Source organism: Streptomyces sp. NPDC029164, from assembly GCF_055563995.1.
The window spans coordinates 11,846-28,817 of record NZ_JBVHWW010000013.1 but is presented as its reverse complement, the minus strand read 5'-3'; the positions used below and the strand labels follow the sequence as shown (position 1 = coordinate 28,817).

16 protein-coding genes are annotated in these 16,972 nt (G+C 72.7%); 7 read left to right on the top strand and 9 right to left on the bottom strand.

The features are described 5' to 3' along the window. Positions 1 to 68: 68 nt before the first annotated feature. The 3 genes from ACZ4VT_RS14575 to ACZ4VT_RS14565 all read right to left on the bottom strand — a co-directional run bounded on the left by ACZ4VT_RS14575 (position 69) and on the right by ACZ4VT_RS14565 (position 2,481). The gene (locus ACZ4VT_RS14575) at positions 69 to 791 is read right to left on the bottom strand and encodes an anti-sigma factor family protein (protein WP_362809396.1); all 723 of its coding nucleotides are present in this window, start codon (positions 789 to 791) and stop codon (positions 69 to 71) included. Then, on the bottom strand, positions 788 to 1,399 hold the full coding sequence (locus ACZ4VT_RS14570; protein ID WP_467949525.1) for a sigma-70 family RNA polymerase sigma factor: 612 nt from the start codon (positions 1,397 to 1,399) through the stop codon (positions 788 to 790). Before ACZ4VT_RS14570 ends, ACZ4VT_RS14575 begins: the two co-directional genes overlap by 4 nt. A gap of 83 nt (positions 1,400 to 1,482) precedes the next feature. Beyond that, positions 1,483 to 2,481: a DUF1996 domain-containing protein gene (locus ACZ4VT_RS14565; RefSeq protein ID WP_467949524.1), complete on the bottom strand. Its 999-nt coding sequence runs from the start codon at positions 2,479 to 2,481 to the stop codon at positions 1,483 to 1,485. A 181-nt stretch (positions 2,482 to 2,662) separates the two neighbouring features. On the opposite strand from ACZ4VT_RS14565, the gene ACZ4VT_RS14560 reads away from it, so the two are divergent. The 3 genes from ACZ4VT_RS14560 to ACZ4VT_RS14550 all read left to right on the top strand — a co-directional run bounded on the left by ACZ4VT_RS14560 (position 2,663) and on the right by ACZ4VT_RS14550 (position 8,582). Continuing rightward, on the top strand, positions 2,663 to 3,412 hold the full coding sequence (locus ACZ4VT_RS14560) for a DUF1838 family protein (protein ID WP_467949522.1): 750 nt from the start codon (positions 2,663 to 2,665) through the stop codon (positions 3,410 to 3,412). A 398-nt stretch (positions 3,413 to 3,810) separates the two neighbouring features. After that, a complete protein-coding gene (locus ACZ4VT_RS14555; protein ID WP_467949800.1) occupies positions 3,811 to 5,580 on the top strand; it encodes a S8 family peptidase in 1,770 nt (589 codons plus the stop codon). Positions 5,581 to 5,813: 233 nt separating this feature from the next. Beyond that, positions 5,814 to 8,582 carry a helix-turn-helix transcriptional regulator gene (locus ACZ4VT_RS14550; RefSeq protein ID WP_467949520.1) on the top strand — a complete coding sequence of 923 codons (2,769 nt, stop codon included), beginning with the start codon at positions 5,814 to 5,816 and terminating at the stop codon, positions 8,580 to 8,582. Between the two features lie 119 nt (positions 8,583 to 8,701). On the opposite strand, the gene ACZ4VT_RS14545 is transcribed toward ACZ4VT_RS14550, so the two are convergent. The 3 genes from ACZ4VT_RS14545 to ACZ4VT_RS14535 all read right to left on the bottom strand — a co-directional run bounded on the left by ACZ4VT_RS14545 (position 8,702) and on the right by ACZ4VT_RS14535 (position 10,554). Then, a complete protein-coding gene (locus tag ACZ4VT_RS14545; RefSeq protein WP_467949519.1) occupies positions 8,702 to 9,619 on the bottom strand; it encodes a glycoside hydrolase family 19 protein in 918 nt (305 codons plus the stop codon). 145 nt (positions 9,620 to 9,764) lie between these two features. Further along, the gene (locus tag ACZ4VT_RS14540; protein ID WP_467949517.1) at positions 9,765 to 10,178 is read right to left on the bottom strand and encodes a rodlin; all 414 of its coding nucleotides are present in this window, start codon (positions 10,176 to 10,178) and stop codon (positions 9,765 to 9,767) included. 175 nt (positions 10,179 to 10,353) lie between these two features. Next, positions 10,354 to 10,554: a DUF5302 domain-containing protein gene (locus ACZ4VT_RS14535; RefSeq protein ID WP_467949515.1), complete on the bottom strand. Its 201-nt coding sequence runs from the start codon at positions 10,552 to 10,554 to the stop codon at positions 10,354 to 10,356. Between the two features lie 207 nt (positions 10,555 to 10,761). Between ACZ4VT_RS14535 and ACZ4VT_RS14530 the strand changes: the two genes are divergently transcribed. Beyond that, positions 10,762 to 12,123 carry an FAD-dependent oxidoreductase gene (locus ACZ4VT_RS14530; protein WP_467949513.1) on the top strand — a complete coding sequence of 454 codons (1,362 nt, stop codon included), beginning with the start codon at positions 10,762 to 10,764 and terminating at the stop codon, positions 12,121 to 12,123. Positions 12,124 to 12,247: 124 nt separating this feature from the next. On the opposite strand, the gene ACZ4VT_RS14525 is transcribed toward ACZ4VT_RS14530, so the two are convergent. Further along, entirely contained in the window at positions 12,248 to 12,766 is a 519-nt protein-coding gene (locus tag ACZ4VT_RS14525) for a mycothiol transferase (protein ID WP_467949511.1), read from the bottom strand. A gap of 83 nt (positions 12,767 to 12,849) precedes the next feature. Continuing rightward, positions 12,850 to 14,400, bottom strand: coding sequence for an MFS transporter (locus ACZ4VT_RS14520; protein ID WP_467949509.1), 1,551 nt, complete (start codon positions 14,398 to 14,400; stop codon positions 12,850 to 12,852). Between the two features lie 153 nt (positions 14,401 to 14,553). Here ACZ4VT_RS14520 and ACZ4VT_RS14515 point away from each other — a divergent pair, with 153 nt between their 5' ends. From ACZ4VT_RS14515 to ACZ4VT_RS14505, 3 genes are read left to right on the top strand one after another with little or no spacing between them, the layout of a single operon-like run. Next, the gene (locus tag ACZ4VT_RS14515; protein ID WP_467949507.1) at positions 14,554 to 14,994 is read left to right on the top strand and encodes a MarR family winged helix-turn-helix transcriptional regulator; all 441 of its coding nucleotides are present in this window, start codon (positions 14,554 to 14,556) and stop codon (positions 14,992 to 14,994) included. A 56-nt stretch (positions 14,995 to 15,050) separates the two neighbouring features. Continuing rightward, positions 15,051 to 15,422 carry a DUF4180 domain-containing protein gene (locus tag ACZ4VT_RS14510; protein WP_467949505.1) on the top strand — a complete coding sequence of 124 codons (372 nt, stop codon included), beginning with the start codon at positions 15,051 to 15,053 and terminating at the stop codon, positions 15,420 to 15,422. Then, on the top strand, positions 15,419 to 16,045 hold the full coding sequence (locus tag ACZ4VT_RS14505) for a HutD/Ves family protein (protein WP_467949503.1): 627 nt from the start codon (positions 15,419 to 15,421) through the stop codon (positions 16,043 to 16,045). The genes ACZ4VT_RS14510 and ACZ4VT_RS14505 overlap by 4 nt, the downstream gene beginning before the upstream one ends. Here the strand turns inward: ACZ4VT_RS14505 and ACZ4VT_RS14500 are convergent. Next, positions 16,035 to 16,940, bottom strand: coding sequence for a DMT family transporter (locus ACZ4VT_RS14500; protein ID WP_467949502.1), 906 nt, complete (start codon positions 16,938 to 16,940; stop codon positions 16,035 to 16,037). The genes ACZ4VT_RS14505 and ACZ4VT_RS14500 overlap by 11 nt on opposite strands. Between the last annotated feature and the right edge of the window lie 32 nt (positions 16,941 to 16,972).

Genomic DNA, 16,972 nt, shown 5'->3' with positions numbered 1-16,972 from the left:
GGAGCCGGACAGGCTCCCGGGCTCGTTACACGCAGGCCCCGGTCAGGCCGGAACCGACCCGGCCCCGGTCAGGCCGGTACGGACACGAACGTCCGGCCGGCCTCGTTCTCCACGAGGACCGCCTTGACGTTCGCCGGGTCCACCGCCGCCGAACCGTCCAGCGACGCGCCCTTGCTCTCGCCGTTCTCCTGGCCGCCGACGACCCAGCCGCCCGCGGTGGTACGCGTCCCGTCCTTGGCGACCACGACCAGCCGGCACCGCTCGCCCTTCGGCACTCCCGTGACCGCCGCGTGCAAGCGCACCCACTTCGCCGCCGGCGTCATCTGCACGGTCATCCGCGCGCCCGTGCCCGGATCGGTCGCGGAGAGCAGCTTGGTCCCGGCGGGCGGCGGCGAGGGATCCGCCGGAGCCGTCGGGGACGGCGGCGCGGGCAGGGCGACGGAGTCGGGATCCCCGCCCAGCTGTGTTCCGGCCCAGAACACGGCGGCCAGCGAGGCCGCCACGGCCAGTCCCGCGAATCCCGCGCGCCGGCGCTGCGCACCGGCCAGTTCGCCGCGCATCTGCCGCAGGGTGCGCTGGAGCAGCAGGTCCCCGCCCTGCGGCGGTCCGTCGAGGAATGCCTCTTCGGGCACCTCGCCCAGTGCCGCTTCCATCTCGCGCAACGCGGCCACCTCCTCCCGGCACTGCACGCATCCGCTCATGTGTTCCTCGATCCGGCGGACCTCCTCGGCGTCCAGGACGCCGAGCACGTACGGGCCGAGCAGTTCCTCCTCGTGCCGCTGCCGGTTCATGCCACCACCTCACGCAGTCCGGCGGGCTGCTGGGGCGGCCTGCCCTGTCGTTTTCCGTCTCTGAAGCTGCTGTCAATCGAACGTTGGTCCCTGAAGACGTCGCGCAGGGCCTTGAGCGCGTAGTGCGCACGCGATTTGACCGTTCCCGCCGGAATGCCGAGGGTGTCGGCCGCCTCCGCGACGCTGAGCTGCCGGTAGTACAACTCCTTCAGGACGTCACGGTGTTCCGGTGACAGCTGGTCGAGGGCCCCCAGGACCGTCATGCTGTCCACCACCGCGTCGGCGTGGTCCGCCTCCACCGGCGGAGTGGCCGAGGCCCCGGAGACCTCCGGGGGCCGCGCGGCCTTGGCCCGGTAGCGGTCGGTGATGATGTTGCGGGCCACGGTGAGCAGCCAGCCGCGCACCGAACCCTTTCCGTTGACCAGGACTTCGGAATGCCGCCAGGCCCGGATGAGCGTCTCCTGGACGACGTCCTCGGCGGCGGCCCGGTCCCCGGTGAGCCGGGTGGCGTACGCGAGCAGGGCGTGACCGTGCTCCTCGTACACCGACTTGATCAGTGCCTCGTCGGTCGAGCCCCGCCGAGTGCGGGGCCACAGTGGTCCGGCCATCTCACCCTCTCCGTCTTCCTCGCTTGAGTGGTGCGGTCGGAACACGCCACCGGCGCCCGCCCGGTTCACGTGACCTGCGTCACTCAGGTCCGGCAGGTGCGGCCCTCGTTGAGGCAGCCGACGACCTGGTCCATCTGCCGGCCGGTCATCGCGTTCACGAACATGGCGTGGTCCGTCTTCGGGCTGTGCCGCTGCTCGGGGAAGGAGTCGAGGGCCACGGGGACCCCCGCGGGGACCTCGTAGGCGAGGGAGACGCGCAGTTCGGGCACCGGGAAGAAATCGGGCGGGCAGACGCCGTTCGTACCGGGGAAGCGCAGGTGCGAGCGGTGTCCGGCGCCGGCGGTGTCGATGCCGTTCCAGCAGCTGGGGAAGACCAGGGTGCGGGTGACCCGCTCGCCCTCGGGGCATCGCGGGTAGCGGGTGGTCGGCCGGTCCGGGGAGCCGGAACACCCCCAGCGGGCCCGTACGTCGGCGTCGCTGCCCGCCGTGTAGGCGACGGCGTCGCCCGTCATTGCGCGCAGGAAGCGCGGCATCGCCACCACCTTGCTCACCGGGCTGCCGCGGAACTCCACCAGGACCGAGACCTCCGGCAGGATCTCGCCCGCGTTCCCGTGCCCCGCCGAATGCTCGTGGGCGCGCGTGCCCGGCCGGTCGAGCCGCCGCAGGACGGGCCAGTAGTACGTGGACCGGTCGCCGCCCGCGCAGCTCGTGGCGGCCGCGTCCAGGGAGGCGTCGGTCGACATCGCGTCCGTGGACAGGTTCCCCACGTACGCGTGCGTGTGGTGGGCGCCGGCCCGCAGGCCCGGCGAGACCACCAGGTTGTCCTCGTTGTAGTGGCCCTGCTCGTTGCGGCCGCAGTCCACCACCACCGAGCCGGTGGATCCGTCGGCACCCGGGGCGGGAGCGGCGGCCGGGACGCGTGGAACGTCGCGCATGTCCACGTAGTCGGAGGGCGCCGGACGCCCGGCCACGGTCCCCCCGTGCGGACCGGTCGCTCGCGAGGCACCCAGCACCGCGGCGGTCAGTCCACCCCCCAGGACCAGGCAGATGACGAGTGTGAGCAGTCGGCGTTCTTTCCCCATGGCGGTCACGGTCGCCGGTGGCGCGACCGTCGTCAACCTGGCATCCGCATGACGGTCGCCGCCCGGCCCGGGACCGCCGAATCCACCTGCCCCCACCAGCCCCCCAAGCCCCTTGAAGGGGGCTCCGGTTGTCCGTGAGGGCGCTTGCCGGCCCGGGCCGCCGCCGCGCACAGTGAGCCGTATGACAGCAGCCGCGACACCCGCCGAACTCCTGCAAGCATTCGCCCGCACCCGCGCCTCGCTCGACGGCGACGAGGTCACGTTCTGGTGGACCGGTGACGTCCACGCCTGGGCCCCGGGCGAGCCCTACCGGCGCCTCTTCGGCTTCGAGGGGCTCAATGTCGCCCGCCTCGTCCCGGACGACGAGATCGGCGGCTACCAGCTGCTCTCCAGGGAGGCCGCGTTCTACCTGGACCCCCGGACCCGGGAGATCACGGAGACCTGGGAGGGCAAGCCGGTGGTCCACGTCTGGAACGATCCGGCCAACCAGCGGTGGCGGCCGTTCCCGGTGCCCGTGACCGAACTGGGCGACCAGGTCTGCTTCAGCCTGGAGATCCCGCTCGCCTACCCCTCGCCCCTGCCGGTCGAGGAGTACCCGGCCCAGTCGGCCGACGACACCTACCGGGCGCTGGAACTCTTCCAGTTCTTCACACCCCGGGCCGCGCTGGCCACCGACGCGGCGAGCGTCCCCGCGACGATGTCCTGGACGCGGATGTCCCCGTGGCTGCCCTGGATGGAACAGGGCGCGCGCCCCGGCGGCCTCACCTTCCACTGCCGCGGCCGCAAGCTCGACGCGTACGCGCAGGTGCCCGAGCGCACCCGCGCGTACATCGCGGACCATCACCCCGAATTCGCCCACGCCCCGGAGAAGTGGAGCGAACCGAACGAAACCAGCTGGACCTACTACCGCAAGCTCTTCCCGACGACCTAGCCGCCGCCTGCCCGTCGCCCCCTGCCGAGGGACCCCCGGGGGGTGCGGCAGGGGGCGGACAAGGGTTTTCCCCGTATCGAGTTCATCGCCGCGTTGCCTACTGTCTGCCCACCGGCGATCTTCCCCTGACGGGGCGGTTCACACGCCAACCCCACATGGCGTGTAGGCCCCACCGTCCGGGGAAGGGCCGGGAACGCCGTCGTCCCTGCCCCGCCGTTGCGGCCGGGACGACGTGGCGCGCGGCGGCGGCCGGGGCGAGACCGACCAACTCGCTTCCGGCCCCGCGGCCGCCGGAACCTCCCACACCGCACCGACCGGCCGCTCCGGCCTGCCCGGAAACGGCCCTCGAAGGGGAACACGTGCACGCTTCCAGACGTCGGCTCATATCCGTGGTGGCCATGTCCGTCACCCTGCTCGCCGGCTCCGCCACCGCCGCGGCCTCCGTGGCCGTGGCCGTCGAGAACCCCGGCGCGGCACCGGCCGCCACGGTCGCCGCCACGGCGCCCGTCCAGAACCTCATCGTCGGCTACAAGTCCTCGGCCACCGAGGCCAGCTCGAACACCGCGGCCGCCGACGACGCCGCCGCCAAGGGCAAGAAGGCCGGCAAGAAGGCGAAGTTCGACCGCCGCCTCGGCACCGGAGCGGCCCTGGTCAACCTCGGCGGGACCGTGGCCCCGGCCGACGCGGCCGACGTGATGGCTCAGTTCCGCGCCGACCCGGACGTCGCCTACGTCGAGCCCGACTCCCGCGCGTACGCCCAGGCCGTCACCCCGAACGACACCGAGTACGCCAAGCAGTGGGACCTCTTCGAGCCCACCGCCGGCATGAACGTTCCCGGCGCCTGGGACAAGACCACCGGCTCCGGTGTCACCGTCGCCGTGATCGACACCGGCTACGTCGCCCACTCGGACGTCGCCCCGAACATCGTCGCGGGCTACGACTTCATCTCCAGCTCCGCCGACGCCCGCGACGGCAACGGCCGCGACAACAACCCCGCCGACCAGGGTGACTGGAACGCCACCGACGGCGAGTGCGGCCTCGGCTCCAAGGCGAGCAACTCCTCCTGGCACGGCACCCACGTCGCGGGCACCATCGCCGCGGCCACGAACAACTCCAAGGGCGTCGCCGGCATCGCGTACGGCGCGAAGATCCAGCCCGTCCGCGTGCTCGGCAAGTGCGGCGGCGCCACCTCGGACATCGTCGACGCCATCACCTGGGCCTCCGGCGGCTCCGTGGCCGGTGTCCCGGCCAACGCCACCCCGGCCAAGGTCATCAACATGAGCCTCGGCGGCTCGGGCGCCTGCGGCACCAGCTACCAGAACGCCATCAACGCCGCCGTCGCCCGCGGTACGACCGTGGTCGTCGCGGCCGGCAACAGCAACGCGGACGCCGCGAACTTCTCGCCCGCCAGCTGCAACAACGTGATCAACGTCGCCTCGAGCAACCGCGCGGGCGACCGCTCGTACTACTCGAACTACGGCGCGATCATCGACGTCGCCGCCCCGGGCGGTGAGACCCGCCGCGCCACCGACACGCCCGGCACCGTCACCACTCCCGAGAACGCCATCCTCTCCACGCTGAACGCGGGCACCACCACCCCCGGCGCCGAGATCTACAAGCCCTACCAGGGCACCAGCATGGCCGCCCCGCACGTCGCGGGCCTCGCCGCCCTGCTGAAGTCGGCGAACTCCGCGCTGACCCCGGCGCAGATCGAGTCGGCGATCAAGACGAACGCCCGCCCGCTGGCCGGCACCTGCACCGGCGGCTGCGGCACCGGCCTCGCCGACGCCGCCGCGACCGTCGCCGCCGTCACCTCGACCCCGCCCACCCCGGGCTTCGAGAACGGCACGGACTTCGCCATCGGTGACAACACCACCGTGGAGAGCCCGATCACCGTCACCGGGAAGACCGGCAACGCCCCGGCCACCCTCAAGGTCGGCGTGAACGTCGTCCACACCTACATCGGTGACCTCAAGGTCGACCTCGTCGCCCCCGACGGCAGCGTCTACACGGTCCACAACCGGACCGGCGGCGGCACCGACAACATCAGCCAGGTCTTCACCGTCAACGCCTCCTCCGAGGTCGCGAACGGCACCTGGAAGCTGCGGGTCAACGACAACGCCGGCGGCGACACCGGCAAGATCGACTCCTGGAACCTCGCGTTCTGAGCGGCTTCCCCTCCACCAGGGGTCCGGAACAACTCGGCCTGACGGGCCGATAGTACGGACCAAATGAATCCCCGGGCCTGCCGATACCCCGCGTATCGGCAGGTCCGCCGGGTTTTCGTGCCACGTGACTGAATTCTGCGTCACAATCCGGGTCCACCTGCCGTCCGACCTCGTATTCTCGCCTCTCACAGGAAAGGCACAGGAGCTGGGGACCGGAAGGCTGGTGGCTGTGCGTGGTGGCGGCGACGGGGAACGCTGACACGAGTGTCGGACACGGTGAACTCATCAAGGCGGTCGGTCTTGCGCTGACGACGCACGGCCGGGCGCTGCTCACCGGACCCGCCGGCGCGGGCAAGACCGAGGTCGTGCGCGCCGTCGCGGCCGCGGCCGAATCCCGCCGCGAGAGCGTGCTCCGCCTCGCCCCCGAGGCCGCCGACCAGTGGATACCCGAAGCCTCCGCCGCCGCCCTCCTCGCCTCCGTCCCCGCCGCCGCCCTGGACCAGCTCTCCGGCCCCCAGCGCACCGCGATCGCCCTGCTGCGCCGCGAGGCCGACGCCCCCCGCGCCGGACGCGACCACATCGCGTTGCGCCTCGCCGTCGTCGAGGTGCTCCGCACCCTCGCCGCCCGCCACCCCGTCCTGCTCGTCCTCGACAACGCCCAGTGGCTCGACGCCGAGAGCACCGACCTGCTCCGTTTCGCACTGCGCCTCACCCCACCCCGCGTACGGGTCCTGGTCGCCGAATGCGTCCAGGGCGGAGCCTCCGTCGGCAAACCCCTCTGCGGACCCGACGTCCCCGCGATCCGGGTCCCCCCGCTCGGCGCCGACGAGGTCGCCGAACTCCTCGTGCGCCACTGCCTCCCCGCCCGCCTCGCCGGCCGCATCCACCAGGCCAGCGGCGGCAACCCGCGCCTCGCCCTCGCCCTCGGCCACTCCCTCGCCGAAGCCGCCGAGGCCCGCGACAGCAGCGCCCACCACGCCGACCCGCTGCCCGTCTCCGGACAGGCCCGCGAGGTGGCCCGCCGGCTCCTCGCCGGGGTCTCCGCCCAGGCCCGCCGCACCCTGCTGCTCGCCGCCCTCGCCTCCCGCCCCACCACCTCCCTCCTCCGCCGCGCAGGCCGCCCCGACGCCGAGGCCGAGCTGGCCGAGGCGGAACGGGCCGCACTGGTCAGAGTGGGGGAGGACGGGACCGTGGAGTTCACCGCAGGCGCCCTCCTCACCGCCCTCGCCGCCGACGCGGGCTGGCCCGAACGCGCCGCCGGACACGCGGCCCTGGCCGCCGCCGTCGACGACCCGGTCCAGGCCGTACGCCACCGCGCGCTGGCCGTGGACACCCCCGACCAGTGGCTCGCCGCCGAGATCACCGAGGCCGCCGCCGTCTGCCGCCGCCGCGGCCAGCGGGCCCTCGCCGCCGAACTGGGCCTGCTCGCCGCCGACCGTACGCCGTCCTGGCTGGCCGGCGAGGAACTGGCCCGGCTCGTCACGGCCGCCGAGGACGCCGGCTGGGCCGGCCGCGCCGACCTCGCGCGCCGCGCCACCCGGGCCGTCCTGGCCCGCGACGCCTCGCCCGCCGACCGGGTACGGGCCCGGCTCGCCGTGATGGACGCCGCCGGACAGGCCCTGGGCGCACTCGACGAGACCTTCGCGTACGCCATGGACGAGGCGGCCGGAGACCCCTCGCTCCAGGCCGCCGTCCAGCTGCGGATCGCCTGGAAGCACAACCTCAGCGACGGCGACCCGGTCCGCTCCCGCGACGCGGCCGCCGAGGCCGGCCGGCTCGCCGCACTCGGCGGCGACCAGACCGCCGAGGCCATGGCCCTGACCGTACGGGCCCGCATGGGCCGCATCCTCGGGGACACGGACGCCGAGGAGATCCTGGCCGAGGCACTCGCCCTGCCCGCGCCCGAGGTGCCGCTCGGCATGCGCAACGCCCCGCAGTACCTCGCCGTCCGGCACGCCCTCTTCGACGACCGCCTCGCCGACGCCCGCCACCAGCTGATGGTCCTGCTCCCGGCGGTCCAGCGCACCGGCTCCGCCGAGGACGTCTTCGAGGTCCTGCGCAGCCTCACCGAGATGGAGCTGCGCAGCGGCCGCTGCGAGGCCGCCTCCGCCCACGCCCGCCGGGCCCTGGAGCTGACGATCGAGGCGGGCCTGTCGCCCGGCCCCGCCTGGTACGTCGCCGCGATGGCCGAGGCCATGGGCGGCAGCTTCGCACGCGCCGCCGGCTACGCCCGGCGCGGCATCCAGGCCTCACAGGAGGAGCAGGACCAGGTCTTCCTCTCCCGCAGCCTGCACGCGCTCGGCCTGGTCGAACTGGCCACCGGAGAGGCGGCGAAGGCGGTCGCCACCCTGCGCCGCGTCGCCGCGCTGGAGGCCGCCCAGCAGGTGGTGGATCCCTCCGTACTGCGCTGGCACGGGGAGCTGGCCGAGGCGCTGATCGCCGCGGACGAGCCCGGCGAGGCCGCCGACCTCCTCGACCGCGTCCGTACGGTCGCCCTGAGCCTGGGACGCCCCGGGGTCGTCGCCGCCCTCGACAGGGCCCGGGGCCTGTGCCTGTCGGCCCAGGGGGAGGCCGACGCGGCCGTCCACTTGCTGGAGTCCACGGCGCGGCGCTTCGACGACCTGCAACTGCCCCTGGAGCGGGGCCGTACGCTGCTCGCCCTCGCCCGGGTGGAGCGCCGCAGACGCCGGCGGGCCCCGGCCCGCGCGGCGCTGGGGGCGGCGGCCGAGGTGTTCGGCCTGGCCGGGGCGGCTCCCTGGACGGAGCTCGCCAGGGAGCCGGCTCCCGGCGAGGGAGGCGGTGCGCAGGTGCCGGCGGCCGCGATGCTGACCGAGGCCGAGACCCGGCTCGCCCTGCTCGTCAGCCAGGGCGCCAGCAACCAGGAGGCCGCGGCGAAGCTGTTCCTCAGCGTCAAGACGGTGGAGGCCCGGCTGACCCGCATCTACCAGAAGCTCGACGTCCGCTCGCGGGCCCAGCTCGCGACCGCCCTGCGCACCCGCTGACCGCGCCGCGGATCAGCAGGGGTCAGGGCTTGAGCGGGGGCAGGAACCCCTTCTTCCGGGCCTCGGCGATCCGGCCGGCCCGCGGTCGCCTCCCACCGTGCCCACCGCGGATCGGCGGATCAGCAGCCGAGGTTGTTCCCGGGGGTCACCCCCAGCAGCTGGGTGAAGCTCTGGTACTTCGAGATGCGGCTCTGGACCTGGGCGGGGTTCCCGCCGTTGCACTCCAGGGACCCGTTGATGGAGCGGATGGTCTCGCCGAAGCCCGCGCCGTTCACCATGGCGGCGTGCGCGGTCATGGTGCCCGGGCCGTTCTGGGTGTTCCAGTACCAGAGCGCCGTCTTCATGGCGACGGCCGGATCCTGCTCCACGAGGTACGGGTTGGCGAGGAGGTTGATGCCCAGCGCGTCACCGGCCGCCTTGTAGTTGAAGTTCCAGCTGAGTTGGATGGGGCCGCGGCCGTAGTACGCCGCCTGCCCCGCCGGACAGCCGTACGGCTGGCTCGTGTCGCAGTAGTGGGGATAGTTGGCGGTGTTCTGCTCGACGATGTACACGAGTCCGCCCGTCTCGTGCGAGACGTTCGCGAGGAAGGCCGCGGCCTCGCGCCGCTTCACGGTGTCGTCCCCGGTGTTGGCGAATCCGGGGTAGGCGGACAGCGCCGCGACCAGGCCGTTGTACGTGTAGAAGGGGTTCCGGTTCGGGAACATCTGGTTGAACTGGGCCTCGGAGACCACGAATCCGGACGGATTGCCGGGGTCGGGGTCCTGGCCACCGCCGCCACCGCAGGCGCCCTGGTCCGACCAGACGCCCCACTGCCCGGTGGTGCCGGGCGTCTCGCCCTGGGTCCACCACTTGGCCTGCCAGTTGTGCCCGGCGTACGAGGCGCTCATGCCGTTCGTGTAGACGGCGGACGAGGTCCAGGCGCCGGCGCAGGGGGCCGCCGCGGAGGCGGGGGAGGAGGGGAGGGCGATGGCGAGGCCGACCGTGACGGCCGCGGCGGCGGCCAGCGAGAGGGCACGGCGGCGAAGCGTACGTATCACGCAACTGCTCCTTCAATGGGGGGAATTGCCGTGGGGGGCAACTGCGCCCACTGAAGCGAAGGTGGTCTGTACCTGTCAAGGTCTAGACCAAATGAAACGCGCCGGTGTCACGCGTGACGCGTGACACCGGCGCGATGTCGGTCGATCAGCTGCCGGCGGAGAGGTTGCCGGAGAGGACCGGGATGTTGCTGAGGATGTGCGAGGCCGTCTCGTCACCCTTGGCCTGGGTGGAGTTCTCGGCGCACTGCTGGTTCTGCGGGTTCGACGCGACGTTGATGTCCTGGACGCCGATGTTGGCGATGATCGCGAACAGGGACTGGGCGTTGACCTTGGCCGGCAGGCCGATGCAGAGCTTGTTGAGGGAGCCCTGGACGGCGCTGAGCTGCGGGCTCATCTTGCCGTGGGTCTCCTGGTTGCCGTAGATCTGCGCGGCGCCGTTGCCGTTGACGGTGGTGACGCCCTCGTCGTTGCCGATGGCCATGGCCGGGGAGGCGACTGCGGCACCCGCGCCGAGCACGGAGGCGGTGACGGCGGCGGTGGCCATGAACTTCTTGAACATGTGGGGGATCCTTCTGTCGCACTGTCGCATGAGATAGCTGCCCTCGGCGGGACGAGCTGATCAACTGTCGGCAGTGCCAGGAGTTATGCTCCCTCACCCGAGTGGCCCAATGCGGGGACGGAGTCGCCCGGTCCCGCCGCCGCGGCGGCGAGACTGAGCTCCTCGGGTCCGAGGGTCAGCCGGTCTTGCGGCGGACCTTCTTGTTCTTGCCGCCGGGGCCGCTGCTGGCACCCTGGACCTTCGCCCGGCTCTGGTGCGCCTGCTGGGACTGGGCGTTCGCCGCGTTGCGCTCGAGGGCCTCGCGGAACTTGCGCTTCGCCGCATCGGCCGGGGATTCGTCCTCGGCGGCCTGCGGGGTGTCTGTTTCGTCAGCCATTCGTCCTCCTGGGGTGATCAAGCCGTTTCAGTCTGTCAGGTGGCGTGCCCACTGACCAGCGAGTTCACCTCGCCCCCAAGGGTAGCTTGGAGGGGTCATAAGATTTGGTTATGGGGTCATAAAGCGAGACCGGGTGCTGGGTTAGGCTTACCTTCGTTTAGGGTTCCCCTTGATCCACCCTGCCGTCGCTCGAAGGGAACCCCTGCCATGCCTCGCCCTCTGCGGGTAGCAATCGTCGGTGCCGGCCCCGCCGGAATCTACGCCGCCGACGCGCTGCTGAAGTCCGAGGCCGCCGTCGAGCCCGGTGTGTCCATCGACCTCTTCGAGCGGATGCCGGCGCCCTTCGGCCTGATCCGGTACGGCGTCGCCCCCGACCACCCGCGCATCAAGGGCATCATCACCGCTCTGCACCAGGTGCTCGACAAGCCGCAGGTCCGCCTCTTCGGCAACGTCGACTACCCGAACGACATCAGCCTCGACGAGCTGCAGTCCTTCTACGACGCCGTGATCTTCTCCACCGGTGCCACGGCCGACCGCGCGCTCACCATCCCGGGCGTCGAGCTCGACGGTTCCTACGGCGCCGCCGACTTCGTCTCCTGGTACGACGGCCACCCGGACGTCCCGCGCACCTGGCCGCTGGAGGCCGAGAAGGTCGCCGTGCTCGGCGTCGGCAACGTCGCCCTCGACGTCGCGCGCATCCTGGCGAAGACGGCCGACGAGCTGCTGCCGACCGAGATCCCGGCGAACGTCTACGCCGGCCTCAAGGCCAACAAGGCGCTCGAGGTGCACGTCTTCGGGCGTCGAGGTCCCGCCCAGGCCAAGTTCAGCCCGATGGAGCTCCGGGAACTGGACCACTCGCCCAACATCGAGGTCATCGTCAACCCCGAGGACATCGACTACGACGAGGGCTCCATAGCCACCCGCCGCGCCAACAAGCAGGCCGACATGGTCGCCAAGACCCTGGAGAACTGGGCGATCCGGGACATCGGCGAGCGCCCGCACAAGCTGTTCCTGCACTTCTTCGAGTCGCCCGCGGAGGTGCTCGGCGAGGACGGCCGCGTGGTCGGCCTGCGCACCGAGCGCACCGAGCTCGACGGCACCGGCAACGTCAAGGGCACCGGCCGGTTCACCGACTGGGACGTCCAGTCCGTCTACCGGGCCGTCGGCTACCTCTCCGATGAGCTGCCCAAGCTCCCGTGGGACGTCGACTCCGGCACCGTCCCGGACGAGGGCGGCCGTGTGATCGAAGCCGGCACCCACCTGCAGTCGACGTACGTCACGGGCTGGATCCGGCGCGGCCCGGTCGGCCTGATCGGCCACACCAAGGGCGACGCGAACGAGACCGTCGCGAACCTGCTCGCCGACCACGCGGAGGGCCGCCTCGGCGAGCCGGCCACGCCCGCGCCGGCGGCCGTCGAGGCCTTCCTCGCCGAGCGCAGCGTCCGTTTCACCACGTGGGAGGGCTGGCACCGGCTGGACGCGGCCGAGAAGGCCCTCGGCGAGCCCCAGGGCCGCGAGCGCGTGAAGATCGTCGAGCGTGAGGACATGCTCGACGCGAGCGGGGCGTGACGAGAGGGGCCGTGACCCGGGCGGGTTCCGGCCCCACCGCGTGGAGCGGTTCCGCCGGCGGCCGTGGCCGTACGAGGCGCTGTCCGGGCAACGGGACGGCCCCCGGCCGGGGCGGGGCGGGTTCTCAGGAGCCCTGGGTCCGCTCCAGCACGCCGCGGACGAAGGCGGCCTGCCCGGCGTGCTGCAGGTCGTCGGACAGTACGCTGACCAGCCGCACCCCGAGGGTGACCGGCGGGTCCCAGCGCTCGTCGACCACCCGGTCCAGATCGGCGGCGGCGAGTCCCCGGACGAAGCCCAGGCTCCGCTCGTGCACCGCGTCGTAGTACCCCAGCAACAGCTCGCCCGAGTCCACCCGGACCGTGCCCGCCTGGCGCGCCGAGTGACCGTACCCGGTGGCCCCGGCGGGCAGCGGCAGGGCGAACCGGTCCGCCCAGCCCCCGGCCTGCCACAGCTGCTCCAGGCCGGCCGCGTCGGCGATGTGGTCGTCCTGGATGCGGGTCAGGTGCCAGATCAGCCAGGTGATCGAGTTCGCCGCCGGGTCTACGCGCGCGTTGAGCAGCTCCGCCGGGACCCCGTCCACGACCTCGTGCACGATCTCCCGGATGCGTCCGAAACCGTCGGCGATGACGTCCGTAGCCTTCATGCACCCACCATGCAAGGCCCGGCGGTCGCCCCGCCGCGAACGACACGCGGCAGGGGGACCGCCGGGCCGGCGGTGCGGGTCGGTCAGCGGGCGGCTTCCACGGCTTCGGACTGCCGGGCCGCCTCGGCCTTTCCGGCCCTCTCCGCCGTCTCGGCCTGCTCGTTCTGCTCGGCTGCCCCGGGCCGCGCGGACGCCGCCACCGTGCGGTGTCCTCCCCGCAGGCCGATCCAGCTGATCACCGCGACCAGGGCGAAGGCCACGGCCCCGATCCCGAAGGTGAGGGTGAAGCCGGACTCGGCGGGCAGCGGGGGCACGCCCGCGGGCAGGTGCTCGATGGTCTTCGAGGCCAGGATCGTGGTGACGACGGCGCTGCCGATCGCACTGCCCGTGGAGCGGGAGATCGAGTTGATGCCGTTGGCGATGCCGCTCTGGTGGTGCGGGACGCTGGACATGATCACGGCGGGCATGGCCGCGTAGCCGAAGCTGACGGCCGCGCCGACGACCAGTCCGGCGCCGATCACCGAGAGGCTGTGCCGGTGGTCCAGGACGAGCCAGGCGAAGCCGGCGGCGCCGAGCGCGGCGGCCAGTCCCAGCGCCGCGCGCGGACCGCGGTGGCGCACGATCTGGCCGCCGACGGGCGAGGCGAGCAGCGAGACGATGGCGCCGGGCAGCAGGAACTGCACGGAGGCGCGCAGGATCGACGCGTCGAAGCCGTAGCCGGTCAGTGCCTCGGGCATCTGGACGAGGTAGGAGACGCCCAGGAAGTTCGCGAACATGCCGAAGCCGACGAGGACGCCGGCCAGGTTGGCCATGAGGACCGGGCGGTGGACGAACATCCTCATGTCGACGAGCGGCTCGCTGACCTTGCGCTCGACGAGCACCCAGACGGCGGCCATCACGGCGGCGCCGGCGAAGCTGCCCAGCGTACGGCCGGAGGTCCAGCCCCACTCGTGGCCCTGGGAGATCGGCAGCAGGAGGAGCAGCAGGGCGAGGCCGAGGGTCAGCGCGCCGAGGAAGTCGGTGCGCCCGCCGGTCTTGTGCCGGGTCGCGGGGACCAGGAAGACGACCGCGAGCAGGGCGAGCAGGGCGAAGCCGGTGGCCATCCAGAAGGCGTTGCGGTAGTCCGCGTCCGACCCGGAGGTGAGCAGCCCGGTCGCGACGAGCGCGAGGCCGCTGCCGAACGCGAGCGTGCCGCTGACCAGCGCCATCGCTCCCGGCAGCTTCTGCGGCCGGACCTCTTCGCGCAGGACCGAGAGGGCCAGCGGGAAGATCGCGGTGGCGGCACCCTGGAGCACCCGGCCCAGGATCAGCAGGGGCAGCGAGGACGCCAGCGCCGCGATGACGGAGCCGACGACCATGACGCCGAGCACGGCCACCAGGGTGGGCTTCTTGCCGTGCTGGTCGCCGAACCGGCCCAGGAGCGGGGTGAAGACCGCCGCCGACAGCAGGGTCGCGGTGGTTACCCAGCTCACGTTCGCGGTCGAGGTGCCGAGGTCGTCGCGGATGAGTCCCAGGATCGGGACCGGCAGGGTCTGCATCATCGACACGACCATGGCGGCGAGGCTCAGGGCGAAGACGATGACCGTCTCGTTCCGGGCCCCGGAGGCCGGGGTGGCGGGGGAGGGGGTGCTCATGGCTGGGGGGACCTTCTTCGTGTTTCGGAGCTGAAGAGCTTCGGAACGCAGATGTTTGACTTCCTCAAGTAACTCGACTGACGGTAGACCTCGATAGTTAAGGTGGTCAAGTAAACAATTGATAATGTCAAACATCCTGAGTACGCTCCAGGTATGAGCGACACCGCCACGCACACCCCCACCAAGCTCCAGCTGCTGGAACTGCTCGCGGCCATCGGCACCGCCCAATGGCGCGAGTTCGCGGCCGCCGCCGCCCAGCACGGCCTCACCTCCACCCAGGCGAGGGTCCTCGCCCAGCTCGACGGCCCCGTGCCGATGCGCGGCCTCGCCACCCTGCTGGTGTGCGACGCCTCGAACGTGACCGGCATCGTCGACCGCCTGGAGGCCCGCGAGCTGGTGCGCCGGGAACCGGACCCCGCCGACCGCCGCGTCAAGAACGTCGTGGCCACGGTCGCCGGCCGCGAGGTCATCCGCCGGGTCCGCGAGGAGATGCAGGACATGCACGGCGCGCTCGACACGCTCGACGAGACCGAGAGCGCGACGCTCTACGCCCTGCTGGGCCGCTTGCGCCCCTCGACGGAGAAGGACGCCTGAACCGCGTCGCCTGAACGCGTCGACGCCGTCGGCGTCCCGAACTAGCCTCGACCTCCATGAGCACCCTGCAGACGATCAATGACGTACCCGTCCTGATGTGCGCGGCCGAGGGCGAGGTCATCGCCGGCGAACGCGATGCCCTCGACTGCATCGGCGACGCCTCCTACCAGGGCGCCCAGTGGGTCGTCATCCCCGCCGAACGGTTCGACGACGGGTTCTTCCGGCTGAGCACCCGGGTCGCCGGGGAGATCATCCAGAAGTTCGCCCAGTACCGGGTCGGCATCGTCGTCCTCGGCGACATCTCCCACCACATGGCATCCAGTTCGGCGCTGCGCGACTTCGTCCGCGAGTGCAACCGCGGGCGTCAGGCGTGGTTCCTCGCCGACGCCGGGGAACTGACCGCGCGGCTGACCGGGCCGACCGCGTGAGCGGCGGCGACGGGCTGCGCCTCCTGCGGGCGGCCGACCGCGGTGCGACCCCGTGGAAGAACGGCGGGGGAGTCACCCGCGAGATCGCCGCCCGGCCCGAGGGCGCCGGCACCGGGGACTTCGCCTGGCGGGTGAGCCTCGCGGAGGTCGCCGCCGACGGGCCCTTCTCCTCCTTCCCCGGGGTCGACCGCACCCTCACCCTGGCCGAGGGCGCGGGCATGGACCTCGCGGTGGCCGGCGTCCGCCACCTCGTGGACGAGCGGTTCGCGCCGCGTGACTTCGCCGGGGACGAGCCGACGGACTGCCGCCTCCTCGACGGTCCGGTGGTCAACTTCAACGTGATGTACCGGCGGAGCGAGACCCGGGCGGAGACCGCCGTCGTACGGGGCGTGCTCGCGCTCGCCGTGCCGCCCGGGGAGACCCTGCTGATCGTGGCCCTGGACGGGCCGGCCGCGCTGCACCGGCCCGGTCCCGGTCCCGGTCCCGGCGGTGTCGAGGAGCTGGCTCCCTACGACGCCGCCCTGCTGACGGGCGGGCCCGGCCTGGTCCTGCGTACGGCCGGGCGCGCGGCGGTGGTCCGCTTCGGGCCGGCTCCGGCGGTGGACGGCACCGTCACCGCGTAGTCTCCGGCGCCTCGGCCCGCGCCCGCCCCGGAGCCCCCGGGTGCGGGCGCGGTGCCGTCGGGCGCCCCAGCAGCACCCCGGTCAGCGCGAGCGCCAGGCCGCAGAGCTGGAGCGGCCCGAGGGACTCCCCGGAGACGGCCGTGCCGAGCAGGACGCCCGTCACCGGATTGAGCAGACCGAGCAGCCCGACGGTCCCGGCGGGCAGGTGCCGCAGACCCGCGAACCAGGCGGCGAAGGCCACCGCGGTCGCCACCACGGTCACGTAGCCGAAGCCGGCCAGCGCGGGGCCGTCCAGTCGCGGCGGGGCCCCCTCCACGGCGACCGCGAGGGGGAGCAGGAGCAGCCCGCCGCCCAGCAGCTGCCAGGCCGTCGACGAGAGCACGTCCACCCCGGCGCCCCACCGCTTGGCCAGTACGTAGCCGAGCGAGGCCATCCCCATGGCGGCGGCCGACGCGAGCACGCCGAGGAGGTCGACGGGTGCGCCCGGGGTCAGCAGCATCAGGCAGACGCCGCCGACCCCGACGCCCGCACCCGCCAGGTGTCGCAGGCCCGGCCGCTCGGCCAGCAGCGCCCAGGCGAACATCATCATCACCAGCGGAGCCGTCGCCATGACGGTCGAGGCCACGCTCGTCGGCAGCCGCTGCGCGGCCAGGTACACCAGCGCGAAGAAGCCGCCCATGTTGAGGACGCCGAGCAGGGGCGCCCGCCACCACCAGCTGCCGCTCGGCAGCCGCCGGCCCGCCGCGAGCAGCAGCAGCCCGGCCGGCAGGGCCCGGATGACGCCCCCGTAGAGCGGGTGGCCGTCGGGCAGGAACGCCCGGGTGACGAAGTAGGTCGTGCCCCACGCCAACGGGGCCATCGCCGTGACCAGTGACCACCGCAGATTGTCTTCCATGGAAGATACAATACCTTCCGTGGAAGCTAACG

Bases quoted from the DNA above. Each gene is read 5' to 3' on its own strand.
- ACZ4VT_RS14575 (WP_362809396.1), bottom strand. From the start codon at position 791: ATGAACCGGCAGCGGCACGAGGAGGAACTGCTCGGCCCGTACGTGCTC.
- ACZ4VT_RS14570 (WP_467949525.1), bottom strand. From the start codon at position 1,399: ATGGCCGGACCACTGTGGCCCCGCACTCGGCGGGGCTCGACCGACGAG.
- ACZ4VT_RS14565 (WP_467949524.1), bottom strand. From the start codon at position 2,481: ATGGGGAAAGAACGCCGACTGCTCACACTCGTCATCTGCCTGGTCCTG.
- ACZ4VT_RS14560 (WP_467949522.1), top strand. From the start codon at position 2,663: ATGACAGCAGCCGCGACACCCGCCGAACTCCTGCAAGCATTCGCCCGC.
- ACZ4VT_RS14555 (WP_467949800.1), top strand. From the start codon at position 3,811: ATGTCCGTCACCCTGCTCGCCGGCTCCGCCACCGCCGCGGCCTCCGTG.
- ACZ4VT_RS14540 (WP_467949517.1), bottom strand. From the start codon at position 10,178: ATGTTCAAGAAGTTCATGGCCACCGCCGCCGTCACCGCCTCCGTGCTC.
- ACZ4VT_RS14535 (WP_467949515.1), bottom strand. From the start codon at position 10,554: ATGGCTGACGAAACAGACACCCCGCAGGCCGCCGAGGACGAATCCCCG.
- ACZ4VT_RS14530 (WP_467949513.1), top strand. From the start codon at position 10,762: ATGCCTCGCCCTCTGCGGGTAGCAATCGTCGGTGCCGGCCCCGCCGGA.
- ACZ4VT_RS14525 (WP_467949511.1), bottom strand. From the start codon at position 12,766: ATGAAGGCTACGGACGTCATCGCCGACGGTTTCGGACGCATCCGGGAG.
- ACZ4VT_RS14520 (WP_467949509.1), bottom strand. From the start codon at position 14,400: ATGAGCACCCCCTCCCCCGCCACCCCGGCCTCCGGGGCCCGGAACGAG.
- ACZ4VT_RS14515 (WP_467949507.1), top strand. From the start codon at position 14,554: ATGAGCGACACCGCCACGCACACCCCCACCAAGCTCCAGCTGCTGGAA.
- ACZ4VT_RS14510 (WP_467949505.1), top strand. From the start codon at position 15,051: ATGAGCACCCTGCAGACGATCAATGACGTACCCGTCCTGATGTGCGCG.
- ACZ4VT_RS14500 (WP_467949502.1), bottom strand. From the start codon at position 16,940: ATGGAAGACAATCTGCGGTGGTCACTGGTCACGGCGATGGCCCCGTTG.